Raw genomic sequence first — 24,971 nt, forward strand, 5'->3', positions numbered from 1 at the left:
CGCTGCCGGCCTCCTGGACCATGCGCACGGCGCGCTCCATCACTTCGGGGGAATATCGGACTGATTTTTTCATGGTGGCTCCATTTTCTCAAATGTTGGAGCCTCCTTCAAACCCGGGGCGATTCAGGACGCCTTTAAAGTAATTTGACAGTGCTTCGGCGAGTGGTTCAGGTGCCCTTGGGTCCAAATATATGGAGTCAATAAGATGGTGACCATCTACGGGAACCTTGAGCCCGACGTCTTTCTGAGACTTGTCGATATCGGGACAATAGAGTAAGGCTCTCACCTCTTGCTCATGGTCGAATGCCTCCCGCTTGTGGAACAGAAGGTCTGCGGCTAAGGTTGGCTGCCACCCTGCGTTAAGTCCTTCAACTATTTCGCGCGTCTTCTTCCTTACCGCAGGCGTTTTTTCGTATTTCACATCTGCTAGCCGGCGCTTGTGTCCCTTGTTTTCTCTCACGAAGTTCGTCAGCACGCTCTTGAGCTTGTCGCGGGTGGTCTTGATCCGCACACCAAGATGGTCCGGAGAGTAGATTCTCCACATCGCGTCGGACATACTTTTCTTGCCCCAGCACTGAGCAAACATCGCGTACCCCCGCGAGTGCTTGACTCGTGTCTCATATGGATCATCCCATTTCGAAGGGTGGGAGAAGTGCAGTGAGCCATTCAGAATCTCTACGGCATGATGAAATCTAACGATGCGATACAAGCTGCCGCTTTTGGATTCTTTCATGCTGCTTTCCTCGAAGTTGATATGGCGGCAGGACCTGTGGGTCCTGCCCAGTGGGCTTATGGTTTAGCTGTAGAGCATAGCATCTTGCTCAAGTGAAAAATGCACAGATTCTCACCTGGCAATTTGCCAGCGCATAGAAGCGTCGCTTTAAGTGACGCTTCTCCTAATCAAGCTAGTTCGACTGCCTGCGCCAACATGGCATCGTTTACGTCGATGTAGCGCTGGGTTGTTGACATGTGCTTGTGCCCGGCCAGCGTCATCAAGACCTTAGCACTTACGCCTTTGTGGGCAAGGTTCGTGATGAATGTCCTACGTCCACTATGGCTGGTAGCGCCTTCAATGCCAGCAGCTGAATACAGTCGCGCAAATAGCTGGCAAAGCGAGTTGGCTGAAAACGCTGATCCTTTCTGGGATCGCAGCAGCGGCTTGCTTGTTTCGTGCAGTTTGAGTTTTGAAGTGCGCAGGTAGGACTGCAATGAATCTTTCAGCTTGGTGTTTAAAACGATGGTGCGGCCTTGCCGATCTTTGGTCTGCTCCGCTGTGAGCGCCACGAACGACTTCACTTCGCCCGTTGCGGAGTAGACGTCGCCAACAGTAAGCGCCGCGATTTCTTTAACGCGCAGGTGTAATGACCCAGTGAATTCCTGCTCAGGTGATAATATGGAAAGGAAATCACGTGAGCATGGTCATGGAAGAAGAAGTCAAGCGATGGACCGCGAAGCGCAAGGCAGCGCTGGTCACTGAAATCATTCAAGGTAAAACCACGGTCGCCGAGGCGAGTCGTGCCTTCGATATGCCACCTTCGGAAATCGAGGAATGGGTCGATGAAGCGAAGCGCGGCATGGAGAACGCATTGCGGGCCAAGCCATTGGACGTACGCGAGCAGTATGAGCGCCAGATCAAGGAACTCCAGTAGGCATACGGCGAGGCCATGCTTGAGCTGCGTGCGAGAAAAAATGTATGGTCCGCCCCTGATTTGCAAGTCTCGTTTTGATGGACGCGGACAGTTTGCCTAAATGTATCCGGCCTCTTGCAAGTGGGCTGCTGTTGCAGCCAGGGCACGATGAAATGCGCGCACAAGGTTTCTACAGATAAGGCGTCGGGCTCCGCAAGCTGCCTGCATCAAAACCGCCTTCTGTTCTTTGTACTGTCCCCCTTTTGATCACAGGTCGCCATAGTGCGCCGCGTTCTTTTGATTTGTCGCACAATGGCCTCTCTCGCACACGCCATCATGAACGCTCACTCTGACAAAAGGTGCGATCATGTCCACTCCCTTCGACAGTCACAAGTATGCCAAGCGCCTGATGGAGGCTGGCTTATCGCCGGCATTGGCCGATGTGCAGGCTGAAACCACCGCCGAGCTGATGAACGAACTGAGTCGGATTTCCACCAAGCTGGAAGAAGTGGACATCCGCACCAATGCGAGAATCGATCAATCCAGAGTCGAGCTGGAAGCAAAGATTGCAGAGAGCCGGGTTGAACTTGTACGTTGGGTGGTGGGCATCGCCCTTCTGCAATCGTCCTTTTTCACCGGTCTGGTGTTGAAGTTGATGCCTTGAGGAGGTTGATCATGTCCACTCCCCTCGACAGCCACAAGTATGCCAAGCGCTTGATGGAGGCTGGCATGTCGCCGGCCCTGGCAGACATTCAGGCGGAAACCACCGGCGAGCTCATGAACGAGCTAAATCGCATCTCGAGCAAACTGGAAGAAGTCGACGCCAAGAACAACGCGAAGATCGATCTGGTCGAAAGTAAATTGAATACAAAAATCGAGCAAGCCGAACTCCGGCTGGAAGCAAAGATTGCAGAATGCCGGGCCGGGGTCGTGCGTTGGGTGGTCGGCATCGCCATTCTGCAATCATCCTTGCTGACCGGCTTTATGCTGAAGCTGCTGCATTAGCGACTGGCTTGATCAAGTCCTCGCGCTTCACGCCCAGCCACATGGCGACGGCAGCGGCCACGAATACCGACGAGTAGATGCCGAAGCAAATACCGATGGTCAGCGCCATGGCGAAGTAGTGCAGCGTCGGGCCGCCGAGGAACAGCATCGACAGCACCATCATCTGCGTACAGCCGTGGGTGATGATGGTACGCGAGATGGTCGAGGTGATGGCGTTGTCGATCACCTCGTTCACCGAGGCTTTGCGCTGCTTGCGGAAGTTTTCGCGGATACGGTCGAAGATCACCACCGATTCATTCACTGAATATCCCAACACTGCCAGCACGCCCGCCAGCACGGTCAGCGAGAACTCCCACTGGAAGAAGGCAAAGAAACCCAGGATGATCACCACGTCGTGCAGGTTGGCGACAATCGCCGCCACCGCGAACTTCCATTCAAAACGCACGGCCAAGTAGATCATCACGCCGATCACCACCATCACCAGCGCGTTCAGGCCGTTCTGCGCCAGTTCGTCACCCACCTGCGGACCGACGAATTCCACCTTCTGCAAGGACACCAGCGCGGCACCGACGGCATCGTCGCAAGTCTGTGCCAGATGACCGCTCTCGGCTTTGCACAAGGCCTCGAACACCTGCGCCGACGCATCCTTGGGTGTGATGCCCTTCACCACCGGCAGACGCAGCATCACATCATGCGCGGTGCCGAAGCTGGTCGCCTCGGGCGGCTCGTAGCCGATGCCTTCCAGCGTGTGACGTATCCGTTCCAGATTCGCCGGCTGCTGGTAGCGCAGTTCCATCACGGTGCCGCCGGTGAACTCCACCGAATAATGCAGGCCGCGATGCAGCAGGAAGAACACGGCCGCAACAAAGGTCAGCGCCGAGATGAGGTTGAACACCAACGCATGCCGCATGAACGGGATGTCTTTTTTAATGCGGAAAAATTCCATGATCAGTTCCCCTTGCCTGGCGTCCAGACCGTGCCGATCGCAACCGATTGCAGTTTTTTCTTGCGGCCATACCAGAGGTTGACCACGCCGCGCGACACAAATACGGCAGAGAACATCGAGGTCAGAATGCCCAGCGTATGCACCACCGCAAAGCCGCGGATCGGACCGGAACCGAACACCCACAACGCCACACCGACGATCAGCGTGGTGACGTTGGAGTCGATAATCGTCGCCCATGCGCGGTCGAAACCGGCGGCAATCGCGGCCGGCGGTGTGGCGCCGCCGCGCAGCTCTTCGCGGATACGTTCGTTGATCAGCACGTTCGAGTCAATCGCCATCCCCAGCGCCAGCGCAATCGCGGCCATGCCCGGCAGGGTCAGGGTCGCCTGCATCAGTGACAAGATCGCCACCAGCAGCAGCAGGTTGACGGCCAGCGCAAACACGCTGAAGAAGCCGAAGATCATGTAGTAGGCAATCATGAACACGGCGATGGCGGCAAAGCCGTACATGGTCGAGTGCAGACCCTTGCTGATGTTCTCGGCGCCCAGCGCCGGACCGATGGTGCATTCCTCAATCACGTCCATCGGCGCAGACAGCGCACCGGAACGCAGCAGCAGCGCCAGCTCGGCGGCGCTCTCGGCATTGCCCATGCCGGTGATGTTGAAGCGGCTGCCCAGCTCTTCCGATATCACCGGCACCGACAGCACTTCGGGCTTGCCGGTTTTCTCGTACAGCACAATCGCCATGCGCTTGCCAACGTGGCCGGTGGTGACCTCGCGCATGCGCCGTCCACCGTCGCTATTGAGTTCCACGCTGACGGCCGGCTGGTTGTTGCCATCGACGCTGGCAACGGCGCTGGTGATGTAGTCGCCGGTCAGCGCCACCTCCTTGGACACCACGACCGGCGCGCCGCGCCCTACCGTCAGCAATTCGGAGTTGAATGGAATGGCGGATGACAGCTCGGTGCCGGGCGTGACGGCGTCATCAACCAGACGCACTTCCAGCGTCGCGGTACGGCCGATCACGGCGCGCGCGCGGGCCACGTCTTGCACGCCCGGTAGTTGCACCACGATGCGGTCCGGGCCCTGTTGCTGGATCACCGGTTCCGCCACGCCCAGCGCGTTGACGCGCCTGGACAGCGTCGTGATGTTTTGCTTGATGCCGTCGCTGATGGTTTGTGTCAGCGCGTCGGGCTTGAGGCTTACGTTCAGCTTGAGCTCACTGCCTTCGCCCGCGTCGACAAAGCTCAGCTCGCGCATCTGGCCGGACAGCACATCCCTGGCCCGCTGGCGGGTCGCGTCGTCGCGGAATTTGATTTCGATGGCGTTGCCCACACGTTCAATGCCGGCATGACGCACCTCCTTGTCGCGCAGCAGGGTGCGGGCCGCCGCTTGTATGCCCTGTATGCGCTTGTTCAGCACGGCCTTGGTGTCGACCTGCATCAGGAAGTGCACACCGCCACGCAAGTCGAGGCCGAGATACATCGGCAGCGCGCGCAGGTGTTGCATCCATTTCGGTGTATCCGCTTGCAGGTTCAGCGATACCAGATAATCCGGGTTGGCGGGATCGGCGTTCAGGCCCCGCTCCAGTACCGACTTGGCGCGGAACTGGAGGTCCGGCGTGGCAAAGCGGGCATATACCGAGGCGTAGGTGGCGCCGCCGTCAAAGCTCACGCCGTCGTTGGCGATGCCGGCCTGGGTCAGCACATCGGCGACCCTGGCGCTCACCGCCGGCGCCAGCTTGACAGTGGCTTTGCCGCTGGTGATCTGCACCGCAGGCGATTCACCAAAATAATTGGGCGCCGTGTAAAGCGCCCCCAACAGGATTGCGACCACAATCAGAACATACTTCCAGACAGGATAACGATTCATGTATCCCTCTAAATTAAAGGTTGTTTATCGGACGAGCCCGAGTTGTGGGTTGCCCAATCAATAAGCAAGACCTTTACAGAAATATATTTTTGTGGCCGCCAGTAAGCACGCTGCGGCTAATGCGTTAGCAGCACCGCGCCGTCTTTGCCTGCGCGTTCGGCGTGCGTTACTGCTGCTGCAAACTGGTCGAGCTTGTAGTCGGCGGCGACGCGGAACATGTCGGGCGCGGCTTGGGCCAGCGATATCGCTGTGGCGACGTCCGCTACGCGTACGACATCGGGCAGCGCCGGCCAGCGGCCGACGGAGATGCCGCGAATGCTGATGCCGCGCGTGGAGAACGACAGCGCCGGCAGTTCCAGCGGCACGCCTGACAAATCACCGTATGAGATCAGCGTGCCGCCATCTGCCAGCAATGAGGCGAGCGTGCTGGCGACTTTGCCGCCTACCGCGTCCAGTATGACTTTGATGGGCTTGCCCTGTGTGAGCGGGAAGATGCGTTTTTCCCAGTCCCGCTGGTCGGTGCTGACAAATTTCATCGATGACGTTTGTTTGATGGCTTGCTCCGAACGAACCACGCCAACCGGCACGTACCCTTCCACCATCAACAGTTGGGAGGTCAGGCGTGCGACAAGGCCACCTGCTGCGGTGAGTGCGATCACGTCGCCTGGCTTGGCGCCTGCCTCTTGCACTGCTCTCAGCAACAGCACGGCAGTGAGTGGGGCTACGTGCAGTTGCGCCGCCGAAGAGTCGGGCAGGCCGTCGGGGATCGGCGTGACGAAGCGTGCTGGCACCAGCACTTTGTCGCTCCAGGCCCAGCGGGCCGGGAAGAAGGCGACGCGCGTGCCGGGGGCCATATCCACGCCAGCGCCGATCGCCTCAATTACGCCAACGCCTTCAAAGCCTGGACGTGCGCCATCCGGCCCAACCGGCGCGGTGTTGCCTGGCGCGCGGTAGCGGCCGCGAATGCCGAGCAGGTCGCCCGGATGCACTGGCCGGCCTAGCACGCGGATCAGCACTTCGCCTTCGCCAGGCGCTGGCAGTTCAGGCACTTCGGTCAAACGCAGCACCTCCGCCGGTTCGCCGTATTGATGGTAGATGATGCTGCGCATATGCTTTCTCCTTAACGCAGTTTGGCAAAGCCGGCGCGCAATTCGGCGACGAACAAGGCGGGTTGTTCGAAGGCGGCGAAGTGGCCGCCGCGCTCGACTTCGTTCCAGTAAATCATTTGCGGGTAAGTCGCCTCCGCCCACGAACGCGGTGCACGATAAATCTCTTTCGGGAAGACGCTCACCGCCACCGGAAGATCCAGCCTTCCGCCGGAAAAACTGGATGGCGAGTTTTCCCAGTAAATGCGCGCGGACGAGGCGGCGGTGTTGGTCAGCCAGTACAGCGAAATATCGTCCAGCATCTCATCGCGGGTCAGCACGTTTTCGACATCGCCACCGTTGTCGCTCCATGCCTGAAACTTCTCGTAGATCCATGCGGCCTGTCCCACCGGCGTTGAGCTCAGCACTTCGCCCACGGTTTGCGGACGCGTGGCCTGTTCGTTGAAGTAACCATATTCGCTGCTAAGGAAACGGCCCACGCCATCGACCGCACGCTGCTCGTCGGCCGACAAGGTGGCCGGCATTTTTTCCGGAAACACGAACTGCCAGTTCAGGTGAATACCGGCCAAGCCAGCAGGCTTGATGTGGCCCAGCGCCGTGGTTACGCCCGCGCCCCAGTCGCCGCCCTGCGCCACCCATTTGCTGTAGCCCAGACGCGCCATCAGCGTGCCCCAGGCCTTGGCGATGCGCACCACGTTCCAGCCCTTCTCCACCGGCTTGTCGGAGAAGCCGAAGCCCGGCAGCGACGGCACCACCACATGGAAGGCATCCTCGGCCTTACCACCGTGCGCGGTCGGATCGACCAGCGGGCCGATCACTTTCAGGAATTCGAACACCGAGCCCGGCCAGCCATGGGTCAGGATCAGCGGCAGCGCGTTCTCGTGCTTCGAGCGCACATGCAGGAAGTGGATGCCGACCGCATCGATCTCGGTGCGGAATTGCGGGAAGGCGTTCAGTTGGGCCTCGGCACGGCGCCAGTCGTAGCGCTGCTGCCAGTGCTGCGCCACGTCCTTCATGCGCTTGAGCGGTACGCCTTGCGACCAGCCGCTGCCGGTTTCCTGTTCCGGCCAGCGCGTCATCGACAGGCGCAGTTTCAGATCATCCAGCAAAGCCTGCGGCGTCTCGACGCGGAACGGCGTGATGGCGGACGTGGCCGGCGGCAGCACCAGGCCTTGTGGCACAGCGCGGCGCACCGAAGCTGGTTTGCCGGTCAACAGCGCGCGGCGCGCCGGCTGGGTTGGGGATGTTTGCATGATGTTCTCCTCGGCTTAACGAATAGTGGCAAAAGCGCGGCGCAACTCGGCCGTGAACAGCGCAGGCTGCTCGAAGGCGGCGAAGTGGCCGCCGCGCGCCGCTTCGTTCCAGTAGTACAGCCTGGAGTACGCGCGCTCGCCCCACTTGCGCGGCGGGTGATACAGCTCGCCGGGAAACAGGCTGACCGCCACCGGCACGTCCAGCTTCTGGGTCGAGAAATCGCTGGCGAAGCTTTCCGCATACAGGCGTGCCGAGGACGCGCCGCTGCCAGTCAGCCAGTACAGCGTGATGTTGTCGAGGATCTGATCGCGGCCCAGCACCGCTTCCGGATCGTTGCCGCTGTCGGTCCACTCGGCCAGCTTTTCGTAGATCCATGCCGCCTGCGCCACCGGCGAATCGGCCAGCGCGTAGCCGATGGTTTGCGGACGCGTGCCCTGCAATTTGGCGTAGCCGGACTTGCTGCCGTCGAAGGCGATCAGCTGCGCGATGGTGGCTTGCTCTTCCTTGTCCGGTTCGCCTTCGATCGGCGGCGGGAACAGGATAGGCAGGTTCAGATGCACCGCCGCCAGGCCATCCGCATGCTGCTTGGCCAGCCAGGTGGTCACGCCGGCGCCCCAGTCGCCGCCTTGCGCCACCCACTTGCGGTAGCCGAGGCGACGCATCAGCGTGGCCCAGGCACGGGCGATGTGCGGCAGGCCCCAGCCGGCGGCGGTCGGCTTGCCGGAAAAACCGTAGCCCGGCAGCGATGGAATCACCACATGGAAGGCATCTTCCGCCTTGCCGCCGTGCGCGGTAGGGTCGACCAGCGGGCCGATGGTGTTGATAAACTCAAAGATGGAGCCCGGCCAGCCATGCGTCAGCACGATGGGCAGCGCGTTCGCGTGTTTGGAACGCACATGCAGGAAGTGGATATCGAGCCCATCGATGCGCGTGGTGAACTGCGGGAAGGCGTTCAGCCGGGCTTCGGCCTTGCGCCAGTCGTAGTCGTGCTGCCAGTACTCCACCAGCGCTTGCAGACGCGCCAGCGGCACTCCCTGGGACCAGTCCGGCACCGTCGCCTGCTCCGGCCAGCGCGCCAACGACAGGCGCAGCTTGAGGTCGTCCAGCGCGGCGTGGGGAATGGCGACCTTGAAGGGCTGCACACCCGGCACGCTGGCCGGACGTTCGAAGGCCACCGGCGCCGCCTTGGCCGCCGCCGACGCCTGGGCTGGCATCAGGCTGGCGATGCCGCCGGCGGCGGCAACCGCTGCGAAACCGCGCAGCGCTGCCCGGCGCGATGGATCTGGATGCGTGAACTGGTCCATGGAGTACTCCGCTTAAACCTGAGCCAGGCCGCCGTCGACGAACAGCTCGGTGCCGTTGACGAAGCTGGCGTCATCCGAAGCCAGGAACACCACGGCCTTGGCCACCTCTTCCGGCTGGCCAACGCGGCCCAGCGGTACTTGCGAAGCCAGGTAATCCAGCAGGCCTTGCTGCGCGGCGGCGTCATCGCCGGCCAGTTCCACCAGGCCCGGCGTGTGGATCGGACCAGGGCTGACCACGTTGATGCGGATGCCGCGATCCTTCACGTCCAGAATCCAGCTGCGCGCCAGGTTGCGCACGGCGGCCTTGCTGGCGCTGTAGATGCTGAACGCCGGGGTGCCGACCACGCCGGCGGTCGAGCTGGTCAGGATCACGGAAGCGCCTTTTTCCAGCAGCGGCAAGGCGCTTTGCACGGTGAAGGTCAGGCCTTTGACGTTGCGGTCGAAGGCGTCATCGAAGTGTTCTTCGGTGATCGCGCCCAGCGGGGCCATCGAACCGCCGCCGGCGTTCACATACAGCACGTCGATGCGGCCGGCTTTTTCCTTGATGGTTTCGAACAGGCGTTTCAGGTCGGCGCTGCTGGACGAGTCGGCCAGGATGCCGGTGGCGTTCGGGATGCTGGCGGCGGCCTTGTCCAGTTCCGCCTGACGGCGGCCGGTGATGAAGACGCGTGCCCCCTCTGCCGCGAAACGTTGGGCGGTGGCCAGGCCAATGCCGCTGGTGCCACCGGTAACCACTGCTACTTTGCCTTGAAGCTTGCTCATGATTTCACTCCTTCGTGTTGGGTTAGTTGATGGAATGAAGTGTATTTTGTGCAGTCGGCTGTGTAAATTAGGTAAAAGTGGAATCACTATCCATGCACATGTACAATAAATGCTTTCCGACGGGGGAGCATGCATGGATCAACTCTTAGCGCTGCGCACATTTGTCCGGATTGCCGAGGCCGGCAGCTTCGGCAAGGCGGCGGATCAGCTCAACCTGCCGCGCTCGACGGCCAGCAAGCTGCTGCAAGATCTGGAAGAGCACCTCGGCACCAAGCTGATCCACCGCACCACGCGCACCATCACGGTCACGCCGGAAGGCGCGCAGTACTACGAGCGCGCGCGCCGCCTGCTGGGCGATCTGGAGGACATGGACAGCGCCACGCGCCATACGCGCGCGCAGCCCAAGGGCCGCTTGCGCATCGACATCGGCTCCATCCTCGCCAACCAGATCCTGTTGCCGGCGCTGCCGCAATTCCAGGCCGCCTATCCCGACATCGAACTGCGCCTCGGCGTCAGCGACCGGCCGACCGATCTGATCAGCGAGGGCATCGATTGCGTGATACGCGGCGGCGCCCTGGCCGACACCACGCTGATCGCCCGCAAGCTGTGCGAGATGGACTTCGTCACCTGCTGCCACGCCTCCTACATCGAGCAGCATGGCCGGCCCTCGCAGCCGGCCGATATCGAACAGCATCACGCCATCGTCGGCTACTTCTCCTCGCTGACCGGCAAGGTATTCCCGCTGCGCTTCACGCGCGGCGAGGAGCAACTGGAAATCAACGCGCGCACGGCGGTGGCGGTGAACGAAAGCACGGCCCACCTGAGCGCGCTGACCACCGGCATGGGCATCGGCCAGACCTTCGCCTGGTTCGTCAAGGACATGATCGCGCGCGGCGAGATGGTCACGCTGCTGGACGACTGGCAGCCGCCGCGCCACCCGCTGTACATCATGTATCCGCCGAATCGCCACCTGAACGCCACGGTGCGGGTGTTTGTCGACTGGGCGGTGCAGCTGTTCGCCGCCGTCGATAACCGCACGTAACAATTGCTTACTCTAGAAACACTTTTTACGTCACCGCGTTCTCTCCCCGCTTCGTTATAGGAGCAAGCGCCGCTGTTGGCGATACTCAGGAGAGAACAAATGGAAAACACCACCCGCACCCGTATTCATCCCATGATGGCTGTTGCCGCCGCTTCGGTGGCCTTGGTTAGCCTGGTTGGCGCCGCTTCGATTGCCGGCTTGCTGCCGAATTCGAGCGCCAAGAACGCCCCGGCCGAGACGCCTGCCGTGGCCGCCGCGCCAGTGACCGCGCCGGTCGCCGCGCCAGTCGCAGCCCCTGCGCCTGAACCACGCCGCGTGGTGGAACACAAAACGGTGGTGCATCATGTGAATGCGCCGCAGCCTGAGCAGCAAGTAGCTCAAGCCTCGGCCCCCGCACCAGCCCCGGCGCCTGCTCCACAGAACAGCGCGGTCGGCATCGGCATCGGTGCGGTGGTGGGCGGCTTGCTCGGTAATCAGGTGGGCAGCGGCAATGGCCGCAAGCTGGCCACGGTGGCCGGCGCGATCGGCGGCGGTTACGTCGGCAACGAGATCGCCAAGCGCAATCAGCAGCAACAACCGCAGCAGTAATTCAGAAGGCGCGGGCGACGGTGAGGACGATGACGTGCCTCACCTCCCCGCCACCGCCGCTGGTCTTGCCGTAGATGTCGGTGGCCGTCCCGCCGCGCAGCCGCACCAGGTCAAGCGACAGCTGCGCCCGCCAAGCCTGATATGAAGTCGCCAAGCCCAGCCGCGCCTCGCTGCGGTTGGACCTGGCGTTATCGAGCGAGTAGTAGTAGCCGCCGTGCCAGAACGCCTGCAAGCGCTGGGTCAGCACCCAGCCGCCATTCAATTCGCCATACAGCGAGCGTTCGTTCAAGCCAAGGTAGTCGGGGGAGTAATGCAGGCGCGCGCTGAGCGTGTCACCGGCCAGGCCGATAAACGCTTCGCGGAAATTCCAGTTGGGATTCTTGGGAAAGGCATACGCCGTCACGCCCGTCTCCCACGACAGGCCGGACGGCAGGCGCTGCGCATATCCCGCGTAGCCGCTCCATTGCGCGCTGCGGTGCGTCTCCACCGCCAGTTGCCCCGTCACCACCTGCCCGCCCGCGAACCAGCCCGAGGTGCCGTCGTAATTCACGGCCGCGCGCGCCACCGGTTTATCGGCGCTGAGCGAGATACCGCGATACATGTAGTTGGAGACGATGCCGGCACTGCCGCTCAACTGCGCCTGCGCATCCAACGCCAGCAGCCAGGGGAATACGCTCAGGGCGAGCGTGCGAATCGGCTGGTGGAACTGGGTTGACACGCGCATGAACATTTTCCTGTGGTGCGGATGATGGTGGCACAAAGATCGATGCCGGTCAAAGCGGCGGCGCCGTCGCCCAGCACGATGCCATCGCGCAGCCGGGCCGCCGGCAATTGCGGCTTGATTTCCTCGATCAGCGCCATCATACCCGATACATGCGCGGCCGCGTAGGACGATCCGGCCACCACGCCCCAGCGGCCGCCCGGCAAGGTGGTGGGGATGTCACGTCCCGGCGCCAGCAAGGCGCGCACGCCGTTGCGCGGCGCCGCGCCGTCCGCCGCCACCGCGAACACGCCCGGCGTATTGGCCGGGAAGCCGCCGTCGGCGCGCGCCGGATCGACCGCGCCCACCACGCGGATGCCGCGCGCCTGCGCCGCTTCCACCAGTTGTTGCAGCAGCCGGTCCGATGGGCCGGACAGGCTGAGGTTGATCACTTGCGCGCCATTCAGCAGCGCGAAGTTGATGGCCTTGGCCAGCGTGAAGCTGTTGCAGCGCGTGCCGTTGCCGTTTTGCCAGCAGGCGCGCAAGGCCATCAGGCGCGCATCCGGCGCCACGCCCTCGATGCCGACGCCGTTGCCGGCGCGCGCGGCGATCACGCCGGCCACCGCGGTGCCGTGCAGTTCCGCCACGTACTTCTGGCCGTCGACGAAGTTTTCTTCCAGCGCCACCTGCCCCGCCAGGTCGGGATGATTGCTTTCAACGCCGCTATCGACCACCGCCACCGTGACCTTGCGGCCGGTGGCGGCTTTGCGGACCTCGTCCAGTTGCCATGCGCCGGCGGCCGGCTGCATGCGGTAGAGCGGATCGCTGCCGGCTTGCGCCACGAAGTCCTGGATCACTTGCGCCCATTCGACCCGGCCGTCACGCGCCAGTGCCTCCAGCACGGGCGCGGCGGCCTTGCCGGCCGGCAGGCGCATGCGGTAGCAATCGACGCTCAGCACCGGCATGGCCCAGTCTTCCATCAGTTCCAGTTGGTAGTCGTGGGCGACGGCGGCGGCGATGCGCTGGCGCGCGGCGCGGCCGCCGTCGTCGCGGTAGTTGGCGCCGCCATAGTTGTCGGCGCGGTAGTGCGGCGCCGGCAGGTGGAACATCACCAGGATCTCGGCGTTGTCCGGGGCTTGGTGTGTTTCAGCCAGCGGGGCGGATGGCACGATCTGCGGCAAGTCCTGCGCGGCGGCCGCGCCGGCGCACAGGCAGAACAGCAGGGCCAGCAGGCGTTTCATGGCTGGCCCGCGGCGGTGAGGGATTCGGCGCGTTCCACCGCGGGATGGGCACGCAGGGCCGACAGCAGTTGCGCCTGATGGCCGGCGTCCACGTCCAGCATGTAGGCGCCGGTGACGGTCGGGCCGCCGACGATCTGGGCGCGGTTGTCCTGCATCAGGCGCTGCACGTCCTGCAAGCGGGCCTCGGGCTTGAAGACCACCAGCACATCGGGCATGGTGGCGCCGCCGCTGCCCAGCGCACGGTACTCCGGCGCCGGTGCGGGCGCGCGCGGCAGCAGCTGCACCGCCAGCACGGCGATCACGGCGCACTGGGCCGCCAGCGCCCAGCCTTGCCAACCGGCGCCGCCCAGCCAGGCGCGCAGACGTGCCAGCGGCGACGGCTGCCGTTCAGGCGAGGCCGCGACTGCGGACGCGCGGGTGAACGCAGCGGGCTCGGCGTCCAGCTGCGGCATCAGGCGCGCCAGCGCGCGTTCGGGATCGAGGCCGCTGGGCAGCGGCCCTTCGGTTTCCAGCAGTTTGCGCTGCCAGCCCAGTTCCGCGCGGCAGGCGCTGCACGCTTGCAGGTGCTGCTGCACCTGCTCGGCCTCGGCCTCGCTCAACGCACCGGACGCATACCACGGCAGCAAATCCTGCAATGCCTGGTGGGTGGTGTTGGTACTCATTGCATTTCTTCCATATGATCGGACAGCATGTCCTTCAGCTTTTGCCGCGCATGAAACATGCGCGTTTTGACCGTATTCACCGGACAATCCATGGTCTCGGCGATTTCCTGGTAAGCCATGCCATGATAATAGGTCAGGCTGACCACCATGCGCTGCTCCATCGGCAGCTGGTCCAGCGCCCGGCTGACGCCGCGCTGTAACTGCCGCGCCGCCAGCGCGTGCTCCGGCTCCGCGCCTGCTTCGCCCGGCTGATCCTCCTGCGGCTCCAGCGGCACATCCAGCCCGCGTAGCGCCTTCAGCGCCTGGCGGTAGGCGATGGCGAAGATCCACGTCGACAGCTTGCAGCTGCCGTCAAAGGTATCCGCCTTCTGCCACACCACCAGCATGGTGTCGTTGATGATCTCCTCCACCAATGGCACATTGCGCGTCATGCGGTCCAAAAAGCGCGCCAGCCGCGAAAAATAAGCGCGGTACAGCATTTGAAAGGCGAGCCGGTCCCCGCCACGCACGCGCAGCAGCAAGCCACTCTCATCCAATTCATCGGACACGCCTGTCCTCCTGCCTGCTCTCATGCATTTTCTCCCCTGGTGCCGTAAATACGCGGCAGGGGAAAGAAGGTTCAAAACCCGACACAAAAATATTTATCCGCAATTTTGAACCATTTTTGGGTGGGTGGCTATTGACCGCTACAACATTAACAGAATGCTCAGCCCCAGTGTTTGCCTCAACCGCCCTGTGCGGCCCCGCCCTGCTGTCGCCGGACCCGGCCGCCGTGTTTCGTCTGCTCCTCGTGGCGCCCCTGCTCGAAGAATGGATCATGCGCGCGGGGCTGCACCACTGGCTGCTGCAACGGACCACGCCGCTGCCCGCCCTGCTGGGCAGCGCCGCCGCCTTCAGCGCCCTGCACCTGGGCTCGGGGCTGATGGCGGCGACGCTGGTGTTCTGGCCCGCCCTGCTGTTCGGCGCGGCCTACCAGCGCTGGCGTGACTGGCGGCTGTGCGCTCTGTTGCATGGCTTGTGCAATGCCTTTGCCATCAGTGCATGTGGTTATTAACCTCGATTGGAGAACCGATGAAACGAATCCGACCATCCCGCCACGGCGCGCTGTACGCCACCGGCTTGTGGGCCATGCTTGCGCTGGCGCCGTCCGCGCAGGCGGCCGACGCCCTGAACGGCAAGTCGCTCTACCTGAACGGCCCCACCTCCGGCGGCAGCACCTGCGCCGCCTGCCACGGCCCCTCCCCGGCCAATAATGTGAGCGGCATCCTGGCGGCGGCCAACAACCCCAGCGTGATCACCAACGCCTTTGCCGCCAATCGCGGCGGCATGGGCACCCTGTTCAACGGCAAATTCACCACGGCGGAAATCGCCGACCTGGCGGCCTTCATCGGCAATCCCAACGTGACGGCCGCGCCGGCCGCCTCGCTGGCCCCGGCCAGCCTGTCCTTCACCGGCACCACCGTCGGCCAGAGCAGCGCCGCGCTCAGCACCACCCTGACCAACACCGGCAACGCCGCGCTGAATATCAGCGCCATCGGCGTGGCCGGCGCCAATTCTGGCGATTTCGCCATCACCGGCGGCAGCTGCGCGGCAGGTGCTTCGGTGGCGGCGGGCGCCAACTGCAATGTGCAAGTGGTGTTCACCCCGGCGGCGGCCGGCGCGCGCAGCGCCTCGCTCAATTTCAGCCACAACGCCACCGGCGGCGGCAGCAGCGTGGCGCTGGGCGGCACCGGCAATGCCGTGCCGGCGGCGACCATTTCGTTGTCGGCCAACGCGCTGAACTTCGGCGCGCTGGTGACCGGCAGCGCCTCGCCGGCGCAGACCATCACCGTGAATAACGCCGGCCAGGCGCCGCTGACCTTCAGCGGCATCGCCCTGTCCGGCGCCAACGCGTCCATCTTCACGCTGGGCGGTAGCTGCGCCACCTCGACGCCACTGGCGGCCGGCGCCAGCTGCACCGTGACCGTGCTGGCCACGCCAACGGCGGCCGGCGCGTTTGCCGCCAGCCTGAATCTGAACTCCAACGCCAGCAACGGCAACGCGGCGATCGGCCTGAGCGGCAGCGCCAGCGCGCCGGCGCCGTCGCTGTCCGCCAATCCTGGCGCCGTGGCGTTCGGATCGCAGACCGTGGGCGCGGGCGCCCTCACCCAGAACGTGACTGTCACCAACCGCGGCAACGTGCCGGTGACCTTCACCAGCGTGGCGGTCAGCGGCGCGGCCTCGGTCACCATCGGCAGTGGCGCCTGCGGCGGCACGCTGGCGGTGGCGGCCAGCTGCAATGTGCCGCTGGCCTTCGCGCCGACGGCGGAAGGCAGCGTCAGCGCCACCTTGCTGCTGCGCTCCAACGCGCCGGACGTCTCGGTCGGCGTGACCGGCACCGGCACCTCGTCCGCCGTCGCCCGCCCCGCGCTGGACGACAGCGCGCCATTCGCCTTCGCCGATACGCAAGTCGGCCAGCAGGCGGCCATCCACCGCATCACCTTGAGCAACACCGGCACCGCCGCGCTCAAGATCACCTCGCTGGTACTGGGCGGCAGCAATCCGGGCGACTTCGCGCTGGCCGGCACCTGCGCCATGAACGGCACCGTGAGCCCAAGCGCCAACTGCACCGTCGATGCCAGCTTCAAGCCCACCGCCGCAGGCGCGCGTACCGCCGACCTGCTGCTGATGACCGACGGCGGCGCCCAGTTCACCGTGCGCCTGAGCGGCAACGGCATGGCCGTGCCCACCACCACGCCTAGCCTGACCGCCGCGCCGCAGTCCTTCGATTTTGGCAGCGCCATCGTCGGCGACACCGGCCCGGTCAAGCGCTTCACGCTGACCAATACCGGCAGCGCGGCACTGACCATCAACAGCGCCACCTTCAGCGGTCCTTACGCGGCCGCCACCGACGCCAACTCCTGCGCCGCCTTCCCGCTGACGCTGGCCGCCGGCGCCTCGTGCGAACTGCCGGTGCGCTTCACCCCTACCACCACCGGCAACGCCGCCGGCGGCATCGCCCTGCAAGCGACCGGCGCCAGCTGGAACATCGCGCTGAGCGGCCAGGGCGCGGCCTCCACGGCAGGCACGGGCGGCTCCGCCCAGAACCACGGCGGCGGCGGTTGCTCGTCGGTGAAAGATGGTAACGATCCAATGCTGGCCTTGCTGGTGGTGCTGGCGGCGGCCGTGCTGCTGTGGCGCCGTCGCCAGGCGCGCGCCGCCGCTGCCGCCGGCACGCTGGCCGCATGCGCGGTGCTGTCGCTGTCGTCGCTGCCCTCGCCGGCCTCCGCGCTGGAACCGGGCAAGCCGGCGCCGGCCTTCGCGCTGAGCGGCCCGGATGGCGCGGTGAAGCTGGATCAGTATCAAGGCAAGTTGGTGTACATCGACTTCTGGGCCTCGTGGTGCGGCCCGTGCCGCCAGTCCTTCCCGTGGATGAACGAGATGCAGGCACGCTACGGCAAACAGGGCTTGCAGATCGTCGGCATCAACGTCGACGCCAAATCCGACGACGCGCGCAACTTCCTGGCCGCCACGCCGGCGCAGTTTGTGATCGCCTTCGATCCGAGCGGCACGGCGCCGCGCACCTACGGCATCAAGGGCATGCCGAGCAGTGTGCTGATCGGGCCGGACGGCAAGGTGCTGTATGAGCACAGCGGCTTCCGTCCCGCCGACCGCGAAGCGCTGGAAAGCCGCATCAAGGCCGCGCTGGGAGCCGCCAAATGAAGGCGCGCACCGTGATCGCACTGTGCGCCGCCATGGCCGGCCTGTCCGGCTGTGCGCTGCCGCCGGTGCAGGCCTGGGAAAAAGGCCAGGTGGCGCGCGCCGACATGCTGATGCAGGGCGACCCGCTCGGCACCCGCTTCAATGAGCACATCTACACCAGCAAGGAAGCGGCTTCCGGCGGCAGCGCCGTCGGTGGTGGCGGCTGCGGCTGCAACTGACAAGGAACACCATGGATAAAGACAAACAGCCATCCGTAGGACAAGCGCTGCTGGCGGCGGCCATGCTGCTGCCAGGCCTGGCGCACGCCGAGGCGGCGCCAGAACGCGGCGCCATCAGCGTCAAATACCTGTATTACAAGGAGGACCAGCCGGGACTCGACCGCGTGCAGGTGCACGCGCCATCGGTCTCGGTGATGGCGCCGATCGCCGGCGAATGGTCGGTGTCCGCCAGCGCCACCATGGACGACGTCTCCGGCGCTTCGCCGCGCTATCACACGGCGGTGTCGGGCGCCTCGCGCATGGAGGACCAGCGCAAGGCCGGCGACCTCTCGGTGACGCGCTATCTGCCGCACGGCACGGTCAGCGTCGGCGCGGCCTTCTCCACCGAGCATGACTACCGCTCGCGCGCCCTGTCGCTGCAAGCGACCTTCGACAGCGACGACAAGAACACCACCTGGGCATTGGGCCTGGGCGGTTCGGACGACGCCATCAATCCGGTCAACCGCATCGTCCAGAACGAAGGCCGCCAGACCGTGAGCGTGCTGGCCGGCGTGACCCGCATCTTCACACCGGTCGATGTCGGCCAGCTGACCTACACCCACAGCAAGGGCCATGGCTATTACTCCGACCCGTACAAGATGGTGGACAACCGCCCGCGCAATCGCGACCAGGACACCCTGCTGGCGCAGTGGAACCACCGCTTCGTCGATGCCGACGCCACCAGCCGCCTGAGTTACCGCTACTACCGCGACAGCTTCGGCGTCAGTGCGCATACGCTGAGCGGGGAGTGGGTGCAGTCGCTGGCCAATGGCTGGACGCTGACGCCGAACCTGCGCCTGTATTCGCAGCGCGCGGCCGACTTCTACTTCGATCCGGTCTACGACAGCAGGACCGGCGCGCCCTTCCCGCCCGGCTATGTGTTCGGCGGTACCGCCTTCACCTCGGCCGACCAGCGCCTGTCGGCGTTTGGTGCGGTGACGGCGGGCCTCAAGGTGGCCAGGCAGATCGACCGCGACTGGAGCGTGGACGTGAAGCTGGAGCGCTACGAGCAGCGCGGCGCATGGCGCGTGTTTGGCGCCGGCAGTCCGGGCCTGGCGCCGATGCGGGCCAACAGCCTGCAAGTGGGCTTCACACGGCTATGGTAGCAAGCATCTACGGCGTCGCTTTCGCCGCCATGGGCAGCCGCTGCGAAGTACGCATCGCAGCGGCCAACGATGACACGGCACGGCACATCGCCACGCACGCCATCGGCGAAGTACGCCGCATAGAGCACAAGTATTCGCGCTATCGCCGCGACAGTGTGATCAGCCGCATCAATGCCGCCGCCGGCCGCTGCGAGATCGAATGCGACAAGGAGACGGTGGCGCTGCTGACCTACGCAGACGCGCTGCACAGCAGCAGCAACGGCCGCTTCGACATCACTTCCGGCGTGCTGCGCAAGGCCTGGGATTTCCGCGCCGGCGTGGTGCCGGAACAGCGGGCCTTGCAGGCGTTGCTGCCGCTGGTCGGCTGGCAGCAGGTGGTGCGCGACAAGTCGACGGTGTTCCTGCCGCACCAGGGCATGGAGCTGGACTTTGGCGGTTTCGGCAAGGAGTACGCCGCCGACCGCGCGGCGGAAGTGCTGGCGGAACGCGGCGTGGCGCACGCTTACGTCAACCTGGGCGGCGACATCCGCTTTCTCGGCCCCCGTCCCGACGGCAAGGCGTGGGATATCGGCATACAGGACCCGCGCGACATGGATGCCACGGTGGCCAGCATTCCGGTCAGCCGTGGCGCCCTGACCACCAGCGGCGACTATGAACGGTTTATTGAAGTCGATGGAAGGCGCTACTGCCATGTGCTCGATCCGCGCAGCGGCATGCCGGTATCGTACTGGCGTTCGGTCAGCGTGGTGGCGCCGTTGGCCATCACGGCCGGCAGTTGCACCACCATCGCCATGCTGCTGGAGGAGGAAGGCATCGACTTCCTCGAACGTTCGGGCATGAGTTATCTGGCGATCGACCATCAAGGGCAAATTTTTCGGAGAACATGATGAAGTCCATTTTTAACTGGCTGTGCGCGCTGATCCTGGCGGCATGGCTTCCCGCCGCGTTGGCGGACGATTTCCTGCCGCCGGAGCAGGCCTTTGTGCTCAAGGCGGAACTGCGCGATGCGCACACGGTGAGCCTGCGCTGGAGCATGCCGGACGGGTATCACTTGTATCGTGAGCGGCTGTCGTTCACCGGGCCGGGCGTGGCGCAGCCGCAGCTGCCGGCCGGTAAGCGCAAGTTCGATGAGAACTTCGGCAAGGAGATGGAGACGTATTACGGCACGCTGGAATTGCAGGTGCCGGTGAGCGGCAACGCGCCATTCGATCTGACCATCGGCTATCAGGGCTGCGCGGATGCGGGCTTGTGCTATCCACCGGTGGCGCTGACCTATACGGTCAACCCGGCGGCGCCGGGCGTGCTGACCGCGAAGGGCACGGGCGACGGCGGTGCCGTGGTGGCGGACGCGCAGGCGGCGCCGGGCGATGGTGGCGCCAAGGGCGGCGCGCCCGCGGCACAGGGCGCTCCGGCTGCCGCCGCCGAGGATGACACCTCGCTGGCCCAGCGCACGCTGCAAAGCGGCAGCGTGTGGCGCATCGGCGGCGCCTTCCTGGTGTTTGGCCTGCTGCTGTCGTTCACGCCCTGCGTGCTGCCGATGGTGCCTATCCTGTCCTCGATCATCGTCGGCGAAGGCAGCGTGACGCGCAAGCGCGGCTTGCTGCTGGCGGGCGCCTACAGCATCGGCATGGCGCTGGTCTACACCTCGCTGGGCGTGGCGGCGGGCCTGGCCGGCGAAGGCCTGGCCGGCGCGCTGCAAAAACCGTGGGTGCTGCTGACCTTTGGCGCACTGCTATTCGCGCTGGCGCTGTCGATGTTCGACGTCTATCAGCTGCAACTGCCAAGCGCCCTGCAAAGCCGCCTGACCGAGTCGAGCGGACGCCAGAGCGGCGGCAAGATGATCGGCGTCTTCATCATGGGCGCACTGTCCGCGTTGATCGTCGGTCCATGCGTGGCCGGCCCGCTGGCTGGCGCCCTGCTCTACATCAGCCAGACCGGCAACGCCGTCACCGGCGGCTGGGCGCTGTTCGCCATGGCCACCGGCATGAGCGTGCCGCTGCTGCTGACCGGCCTGTCGGCCGGCAGCCTGCTGCCGCGCGCCGGCGGCTGGATGAACGGCGTGAAGAAAGTCTTCGGCCTGCTGCTGATCGCCGTGGCCATCTGGATGATCAGCCCTGTGCTGCCGGTGACCGCCAACATGGCGCTGTGGGGCGCGTTCGCCATCCTGTGCGCGGTGTTCCTGCGCATCGGCGACAGCCTGCCGCAAGGCGCGGGCATCGGCGCGTACGCCGGCAAGGCGCTGGGCGTGGTGATGCTGCTGGGCGGCCTGTTTGAACTGGTGGGCGCGGCCAGCTCCGGCACCGACGTGCTGCAACCGCTGGCGCACCTGCGCGGCGGCGTCGCGACGACCGCCAACGCGGGCGGCGCGCAAGCGGCCCACGAAGGCCCGCGCTTCAAGCGCATCCGCACGGTGGCGGAACTGGATCAGGTGCTGGCCGCCACCAACAAGCCGGTGATGCTGGACTTCTACGCCGACTGGTGCGTGGCCTGCAAGGAGATGGAGCGCATGACCTTTTCCGAAGGCCGCGTGGCCGCCGCCATGCAGGACATGCTGCTGATTCAGGTGGACGTCACCGCCAACAACGCCGACGACCGCGCGCTGATGAAGCGCTTCCAGCTGTTCGGCCCACCGGGCATCATCATGTTCGACGCCCGCGGCAAGGAAGTGCCGCAGGCGCGCGTGATCGGCTTCATGCCGCCGGAATCCTTCGTGCGCCAGCTACAACGGACTAGCGAACAAAGCTAGGACGCTTGGGCGAGTACACAAAGTCCGGTACCAGGTAGCGCATCGCCATCGCGTCATCGCGCGCGGTGGTGGCCACCTTCTTGTAGAGGTCATGCGCGGCCTGGATGCGGTCCATATCCGGCTCGATGCCCAGGCCCGGTTTTTGCGGCACCTGCACCGCGCCGCCGACGATCTGCAACGGATCGCGCGTCAGGCGCTCCTGCCCTTCCTGCCAGATCCAATGCGTATCGATGGCGGTGATCTGGCCGGGCGCTGCTGCGGCGGCGTGGGTGAACATCGCCAGCGACACGTCGAAGTGGTTGTTCGAGTGCGAGCCCCAGGTCAAGCCCCATTGCTCGCACAGCTGCGCCAGCCGCACCGAACCTTGCATGGTCCAGAAATGCGGATCGGCCAGCGGAATATCGACAGCGCCCAGCAGATGCGAGTGCGCCATCTGGCGCCAGTCGGTGGCCACCATATTGGTGGCGGTCGGAATGCCGGTGGCGCGACGGAATTCCGCCATGATCTCGCGGCCCGAATAGCCGTTCTCCGGACCGCACGGGTCTTCCGCATAAGCCAGCACGTCACCCCGGCCCTTGCACAGCGCAATCGCCTCGCGCAACGACCAGGCGCCGTTCGGGTCCAGCGTCACACGCGAATCCGGGAAGCGTTTCTTGATCGCGGTGACGGCTTCCATCTCCTCCGCGCCGCTCATCACGCCGCCCTTCAACTTGAAATCGCGGAAGCCGTATTTGTCCACCGTGGCTTCGGCCAGCTCTACAATCTGGGCCGGCGTCATCGCTTCCTGATGGCGGCGCGCGTACCAGCCGGAAGCGCCATCGCCCGTCAGGTAAGGCAGATCGGTGCGGCGACGGTCGCCGATGTAGAACAGGTAGGCCAGCATCGGCACGCTGTCGCGCTGCTGGCCGGCGCCCAGTAGTTCGCATACCGGCACGCCGAGGTGCTGGCCCAGCAAATCGAGCAGCGCCGCCTCCACCGCCGTCACCACATTCTCCAGGCGCAGATTGATTTCGTGCGGCTGCTTCAACACCGCGGCCTCCGCATCCGACGTCACCTGATACTGCTGGCCGGCCGTATCCTGGCCGGCGATGGCGGCGCGCAGCGCGTTCAGCGTGCGGTTGTAGCGGCCGATCTGCGTGCCCACCACCAGCGGCACGGCGCGTTCCAGCGCGGCGAGAATGCCAGCGCCGCCGGGCACCTCGCCCATGCCGGTATTGCCGGCGCTGTCGGTCAGCAGCACCAGGTTACGCGTGAAGAAAGGCGCGTGAGCGCCGCACAGGTTCAGCAACATGCTGTCGTAACCGGCCACCGGGATGACCTGCATTGCAGTGATTACAGGGCTTGCATTGTTCATGAATTCGTTCCAGATAAAATCAATCAGCGATAGCGGTAAAGCTTGACCCGCTGGATTGTAAACGCATTGCCATCAAGGCCGATATGGCGGCCCTGGTGAGTTTGATCGCCGTTCATCCAACGGCCTTCGGCCCAGCGGCCGTTCACATACGTGCCTTCCAAGGCTTGTTCGATGCCGACCTGCGCGCCGTCGTCGCTGCCGAAGACAATGGTCAGGCCTTTGCCCGCCACGACGAACTCGTCGTCGCCGGTCTGTATCACCAGACCGCCGCGATTCTGCACCTCCGACGGTTGCAGCTTCTCCCAAGGCGCGTTGAAGCTGACGTTGAGCGTGTAGCCGCCCATCCGCACCTGCTGCGGCGCGGCGTCCACCACGCCTTCATACGACATCGGCGCCTTGAAGCCGCGCACCTTGCCGCTGCCCTGATGCTGGTTGATCACCGGCGCCAGCTGCTTCAATACGCGGTAGGCCTGCGGCAGCGAGGAATCGCCGTTCTTGATATCGTCGATGGCGAATGGCGAGAAGCCGAATGCGTCATGCTCGCCAATGGCGTAGAAGGCATCGGCGCCGGCATCCGGACGTTCGGCGTGATTCGCTTCCGGCACGAACAGCGGATTGTCCGGGCGTTTGAACTGCTTGGCCCAGTGGATAAAGTTGGGGAAGTAGGTATCGATGGCCAGCACGTCGATCGACGGCGCGCCCGGCTTCCAGATATCGAACAGATGCGGCAGCGGCCCGGCGCTTGGATATTCGCCCGGACGCTTGCCAGGGCGGTTCAGCGCCACGTTCACATACATCGGCAGCGCATAGGCGGCCTTGCCGGCGGAAGCCAGGGCCTCCACAAAGCTGGCGTAATGCCAGGCCTGGAACATCTCTTCGGTTTCGATGGTGTCGCCAAACAACTCGGCCCAGGTGCCGCCGCTGCGCGCGCCGCGCGACTCCCACGCGGCTTTCACGCCCGGCTGCAAAGTTTCTCTGTGCGCCGCCAGATATGCGGTCAGCGCGGCCGGCACCTGCGCACGCCACGCGGCGTTGGCGGCGGCGCTGTAGTCGCGCACTTCCGGCAGCATGCCGATTTCATTCTCGACCTGGATCATCAGCGCGGTGTGCTGGGTGTCGGTTTGCCTGAGGTGGGCCAGCAGCGCGCGGAAGGCTGCGGTATCGGCTTTCAGCGTCTCGGCGCCGAATGGCGTCAAAATGTCCTGCGCCACGCCGGCGCGGGTGATGGCGCGCGGGAAGCGCCGCGCATCCTTCTTCACCCATGCCGGCACATAGGTCGACATGGAATTCTTCCATGCGCCAAACCACAGCAGCACCACACGGGTGTTGTGCGCGCGCGCCTGTTTCAGCACGCCGTCCAGCACTGTGAAATCGAAGCGCCCTTCCACCGGCTCGATCTGGTCCCACTCCACCGGCGCCAGCACGGTATTGAGTTCCGCCGCCTTCAGCGTCGGCCACAATTTGTCCAGATAGGCCAGACTGGAGGCGGACGAATTATGCAGCTCGCCACCCAGCAGCAGGAAAGGCTGGTCGTCGACGATCAATTGCGTGGCGCTGCCCTGCTTGCGCAAATGCGGCGGCGACGCCGCCTGCGCCGCCGTGCCGAGTAGAGCCAGCATCAACGCACATGCTGCCGCCCGGATCGATGAAGACATGGCTGTCCTTATAAAAAAAAACCGCCCCGGCGGGGGCGGGTA

At 64.7% G+C, this 24,971-nt stretch carries 25 protein-coding genes; 11 read left to right on the forward strand and 14 right to left on the reverse strand.

Going from position 1 to position 24,971, the window contains the following annotated elements; genetic code table 11:
- Positions 1-88: 88 nt before the first annotated feature.
- Both GM676_RS07215 and GM676_RS07220 read right to left on the reverse strand, forming a co-directional pair.
- Positions 89-733, reverse strand: coding sequence for a DUF2971 domain-containing protein (locus GM676_RS07215; protein WP_155462767.1), 645 nt, complete (start codon positions 731-733; stop codon positions 89-91).
- Positions 734-900: 167 nt separating this feature from the next.
- The gene (locus GM676_RS07220) at positions 901-1,395 is read right to left on the reverse strand and encodes a tyrosine-type recombinase/integrase (RefSeq protein ID WP_371866152.1); all 495 of its coding nucleotides are present in this window, start codon (positions 1,393-1,395) and stop codon (positions 901-903) included.
- A gap of 20 nt (positions 1,396-1,415) precedes the next feature.
- Between GM676_RS07220 and GM676_RS07225 the strand changes: the two genes are divergently transcribed.
- The 3 genes from GM676_RS07225 (at position 1,416) to GM676_RS31780 (ending at position 2,633) form a co-directional block, all read left to right on the forward strand.
- Positions 1,416-1,649, forward strand: coding sequence for a DUF1153 domain-containing protein (locus GM676_RS07225; protein WP_155463009.1), 234 nt, complete (start codon positions 1,416-1,418; stop codon positions 1,647-1,649).
- 346 nt (positions 1,650-1,995) lie between these two features.
- Positions 1,996-2,292 carry a hypothetical protein gene (locus tag GM676_RS07230; RefSeq protein WP_155462769.1) on the forward strand — a complete coding sequence of 99 codons (297 nt, stop codon included), beginning with the start codon at positions 1,996-1,998 and terminating at the stop codon, positions 2,290-2,292.
- A gap of 11 nt (positions 2,293-2,303) precedes the next feature.
- Complete coding sequence (locus tag GM676_RS31780) at positions 2,304-2,633, forward strand: hypothetical protein (RefSeq protein WP_211923176.1); 330 nt, start codon at positions 2,304-2,306, stop codon at positions 2,631-2,633.
- Here the strand turns inward: GM676_RS31780 and secF are convergent.
- The 6 genes from secF to GM676_RS07265 all read right to left on the reverse strand — a co-directional run bounded on the left by secF (position 2,611) and on the right by GM676_RS07265 (position 9,876).
- Positions 2,611-3,579: a protein translocase subunit SecF gene (gene secF / locus GM676_RS07240; protein ID WP_155462771.1), complete on the reverse strand. Its 969-nt coding sequence runs from the start codon at positions 3,577-3,579 to the stop codon at positions 2,611-2,613. The two genes, GM676_RS31780 and secF, sit on opposite strands and share 23 nt — an antisense overlap.
- Before the next feature lie 2 nt (positions 3,580-3,581).
- Positions 3,582-5,450 carry a protein translocase subunit SecD gene (gene secD, locus GM676_RS07245; protein WP_155462773.1) on the reverse strand — a complete coding sequence of 623 codons (1,869 nt, stop codon included), beginning with the start codon at positions 5,448-5,450 and terminating at the stop codon, positions 3,582-3,584.
- Between the two features lie 116 nt (positions 5,451-5,566).
- A complete protein-coding gene (locus GM676_RS07250; protein ID WP_155462775.1) occupies positions 5,567-6,559 on the reverse strand; it encodes a zinc-binding dehydrogenase in 993 nt (330 codons plus the stop codon).
- 11 nt (positions 6,560-6,570) lie between these two features.
- Positions 6,571-7,809 (reverse strand): epoxide hydrolase family protein, encoded by a 1,239-nt coding sequence (locus GM676_RS07255; protein WP_155462777.1) that lies wholly within the window; start codon positions 7,807-7,809, stop codon positions 6,571-6,573.
- Between the two features lie 15 nt (positions 7,810-7,824).
- Complete coding sequence (locus GM676_RS07260) at positions 7,825-9,114, reverse strand: epoxide hydrolase family protein (RefSeq protein WP_155462779.1); 1,290 nt, start codon at positions 9,112-9,114, stop codon at positions 7,825-7,827.
- Between the two features lie 12 nt (positions 9,115-9,126).
- Positions 9,127-9,876, reverse strand: a complete 750-nt coding sequence (locus GM676_RS07265) for an SDR family oxidoreductase (protein WP_155462781.1) — start codon at positions 9,874-9,876, stop codon at positions 9,127-9,129.
- A gap of 133 nt (positions 9,877-10,009) precedes the next feature.
- On the opposite strand from GM676_RS07265, the gene GM676_RS07270 reads away from it, so the two are divergent.
- Complete coding sequence (locus GM676_RS07270) at positions 10,010-10,918, forward strand: LysR family transcriptional regulator (RefSeq protein WP_155462783.1); 909 nt, start codon at positions 10,010-10,012, stop codon at positions 10,916-10,918.
- Between the two features lie 99 nt (positions 10,919-11,017).
- Positions 11,018-11,506 carry a glycine zipper 2TM domain-containing protein gene (locus GM676_RS07275; protein ID WP_155462785.1) on the forward strand — a complete coding sequence of 163 codons (489 nt, stop codon included), beginning with the start codon at positions 11,018-11,020 and terminating at the stop codon, positions 11,504-11,506.
- A gap of 1 nt (position 11,507) precedes the next feature.
- Here GM676_RS07275 and GM676_RS07280 read toward each other — a convergent pair whose 3' ends face one another.
- The 4 genes from GM676_RS07280 to GM676_RS07295 are packed head-to-tail and all read right to left on the reverse strand — an operon-like array spanning position 11,508 to position 14,657.
- On the reverse strand, positions 11,508-12,230 hold the full coding sequence (locus GM676_RS07280; protein ID WP_170304243.1) for a TorF family putative porin: 723 nt from the start codon (positions 12,228-12,230) through the stop codon (positions 11,508-11,510).
- Entirely contained in the window at positions 12,182-13,447 is a 1,266-nt protein-coding gene (locus tag GM676_RS07285; RefSeq protein WP_155462789.1) for a S8 family peptidase, read from the reverse strand. The genes GM676_RS07280 and GM676_RS07285 overlap by 49 nt, the downstream gene beginning before the upstream one ends.
- Positions 13,444-14,109, reverse strand: coding sequence for a zf-HC2 domain-containing protein (locus tag GM676_RS07290; protein ID WP_155462791.1), 666 nt, complete (start codon positions 14,107-14,109; stop codon positions 13,444-13,446). Before GM676_RS07290 ends, GM676_RS07285 begins: the two co-directional genes overlap by 4 nt.
- Entirely contained in the window at positions 14,106-14,657 is a 552-nt protein-coding gene (locus GM676_RS07295) for an RNA polymerase sigma factor (protein ID WP_371866141.1), read from the reverse strand. Before GM676_RS07295 ends, GM676_RS07290 begins: the two co-directional genes overlap by 4 nt.
- Before the next feature lie 167 nt (positions 14,658-14,824).
- Here GM676_RS07295 and mrtJ point away from each other — a divergent pair, with 167 nt between their 5' ends.
- From mrtJ to dsbD, 6 genes are read left to right on the forward strand one after another with little or no spacing between them, the layout of a single operon-like run.
- Complete coding sequence (gene mrtJ / locus GM676_RS32920) at positions 14,825-15,163, forward strand: JDVT-CTERM system glutamic-type intramembrane protease MrtJ (RefSeq protein ID WP_170304244.1); 339 nt, start codon at positions 14,825-14,827, stop codon at positions 15,161-15,163.
- Positions 15,164-15,180: 17 nt separating this feature from the next.
- Positions 15,181-17,811, forward strand: a complete 2,631-nt coding sequence (locus tag GM676_RS07305; protein ID WP_308936681.1) for a choice-of-anchor D domain-containing protein — start codon at positions 15,181-15,183, stop codon at positions 17,809-17,811.
- Positions 17,808-18,029 carry a DUF4266 domain-containing protein gene (locus GM676_RS07310; RefSeq protein WP_155462797.1) on the forward strand — a complete coding sequence of 74 codons (222 nt, stop codon included), beginning with the start codon at positions 17,808-17,810 and terminating at the stop codon, positions 18,027-18,029. The genes GM676_RS07305 and GM676_RS07310 overlap by 4 nt, the downstream gene beginning before the upstream one ends.
- 11 nt (positions 18,030-18,040) lie before the next feature.
- The gene (locus tag GM676_RS07315) at positions 18,041-19,174 is read left to right on the forward strand and encodes a DUF3570 domain-containing protein (protein WP_155462799.1); all 1,134 of its coding nucleotides are present in this window, start codon (positions 18,041-18,043) and stop codon (positions 19,172-19,174) included.
- Positions 19,168-20,061, forward strand: coding sequence for an FAD:protein FMN transferase (locus tag GM676_RS07320; protein ID WP_155462801.1), 894 nt, complete (start codon positions 19,168-19,170; stop codon positions 20,059-20,061). The genes GM676_RS07315 and GM676_RS07320 overlap by 7 nt, the downstream gene beginning before the upstream one ends.
- The gene (dsbD, locus tag GM676_RS07325) at positions 20,058-21,920 is read left to right on the forward strand and encodes a protein-disulfide reductase DsbD (protein WP_170304245.1); all 1,863 of its coding nucleotides are present in this window, start codon (positions 20,058-20,060) and stop codon (positions 21,918-21,920) included. Before GM676_RS07320 ends, dsbD begins: the two co-directional genes overlap by 4 nt.
- Here dsbD and GM676_RS07330 read toward each other — a convergent pair.
- Entirely contained in the window at positions 21,904-23,274 is a 1,371-nt protein-coding gene (locus tag GM676_RS07330; protein ID WP_155462805.1) for an enolase C-terminal domain-like protein, read from the reverse strand. The genes dsbD and GM676_RS07330 overlap by 17 nt on opposite strands.
- A 23-nt stretch (positions 23,275-23,297) precedes the next feature.
- Positions 23,298-24,893: a GH35 family beta-galactosidase gene (locus GM676_RS07335; protein WP_229262573.1), complete on the reverse strand. Its 1,596-nt coding sequence runs from the start codon at positions 24,891-24,893 to the stop codon at positions 23,298-23,300.
- Positions 24,894-24,971 lie beyond the last annotated feature (78 nt).

It is taken from the genome of Duganella radicis (assembly GCF_009720825.1).
GTDB classification, from domain to species: Bacteria; Pseudomonadota; Gammaproteobacteria; order Burkholderiales; family Burkholderiaceae_D; genus Rugamonas; species Rugamonas radicis.

Coding starts and splice junctions, on each gene's coding strand:
- GM676_RS07225 (WP_155463009.1), top strand. CDS start 1,416: ATGGTCATGGAAGAAGAAGTCAAGCGATGGACCGCGAAGCGCAAGGCA.
- GM676_RS07215 (WP_155462767.1), bottom strand. CDS start 733: ATGAAAGAATCCAAAAGCGGCAGCTTGTATCGCATCGTTAGATTTCAT.
- secF (WP_155462771.1), bottom strand. CDS start 3,579: ATGGAATTTTTCCGCATTAAAAAAGACATCCCGTTCATGCGGCATGCG.
- GM676_RS07320 (WP_155462801.1), top strand. CDS start 19,168: ATGGTAGCAAGCATCTACGGCGTCGCTTTCGCCGCCATGGGCAGCCGC.
- GM676_RS07260 (WP_155462779.1), bottom strand. CDS start 9,114: ATGGACCAGTTCACGCATCCAGATCCATCGCGCCGGGCAGCGCTGCGC.
- GM676_RS07280 (WP_170304243.1), bottom strand. CDS start 12,230: ATGCGCGTGTCAACCCAGTTCCACCAGCCGATTCGCACGCTCGCCCTG.
- GM676_RS07310 (WP_155462797.1), top strand. CDS start 17,808: ATGAAGGCGCGCACCGTGATCGCACTGTGCGCCGCCATGGCCGGCCTG.
- GM676_RS07335 (WP_229262573.1), bottom strand. CDS start 24,893: ATGCTGGCTCTACTCGGCACGGCGGCGCAGGCGGCGTCGCCGCCGCAT.
- dsbD (WP_170304245.1), top strand. CDS start 20,058: ATGATGAAGTCCATTTTTAACTGGCTGTGCGCGCTGATCCTGGCGGCA.
- GM676_RS07315 (WP_155462799.1), top strand. CDS start 18,041: ATGGATAAAGACAAACAGCCATCCGTAGGACAAGCGCTGCTGGCGGCG.
- GM676_RS07270 (WP_155462783.1), top strand. CDS start 10,010: ATGGATCAACTCTTAGCGCTGCGCACATTTGTCCGGATTGCCGAGGCC.
- GM676_RS31780 (WP_211923176.1), top strand. CDS start 2,304: ATGTCCACTCCCCTCGACAGCCACAAGTATGCCAAGCGCTTGATGGAG.
- GM676_RS07290 (WP_155462791.1), bottom strand. CDS start 14,109: ATGAGTACCAACACCACCCACCAGGCATTGCAGGATTTGCTGCCGTGG.
- secD (WP_155462773.1), bottom strand. CDS start 5,450: ATGAATCGTTATCCTGTCTGGAAGTATGTTCTGATTGTGGTCGCAATC.
- GM676_RS07275 (WP_155462785.1), top strand. CDS start 11,018: ATGGAAAACACCACCCGCACCCGTATTCATCCCATGATGGCTGTTGCC.
- GM676_RS07265 (WP_155462781.1), bottom strand. CDS start 9,876: ATGAGCAAGCTTCAAGGCAAAGTAGCAGTGGTTACCGGTGGCACCAGC.
- GM676_RS07250 (WP_155462775.1), bottom strand. CDS start 6,559: ATGCGCAGCATCATCTACCATCAATACGGCGAACCGGCGGAGGTGCTG.
- GM676_RS07285 (WP_155462789.1), bottom strand. CDS start 13,447: ATGAAACGCCTGCTGGCCCTGCTGTTCTGCCTGTGCGCCGGCGCGGCC.
- GM676_RS07230 (WP_155462769.1), top strand. CDS start 1,996: ATGTCCACTCCCTTCGACAGTCACAAGTATGCCAAGCGCCTGATGGAG.
- GM676_RS07255 (WP_155462777.1), bottom strand. CDS start 7,809: ATGCAAACATCCCCAACCCAGCCGGCGCGCCGCGCGCTGTTGACCGGC.
- GM676_RS07330 (WP_155462805.1), bottom strand. CDS start 23,274: ATGAACAATGCAAGCCCTGTAATCACTGCAATGCAGGTCATCCCGGTG.
- GM676_RS07305 (WP_308936681.1), top strand. CDS start 15,181: ATGAAACGAATCCGACCATCCCGCCACGGCGCGCTGTACGCCACCGGC.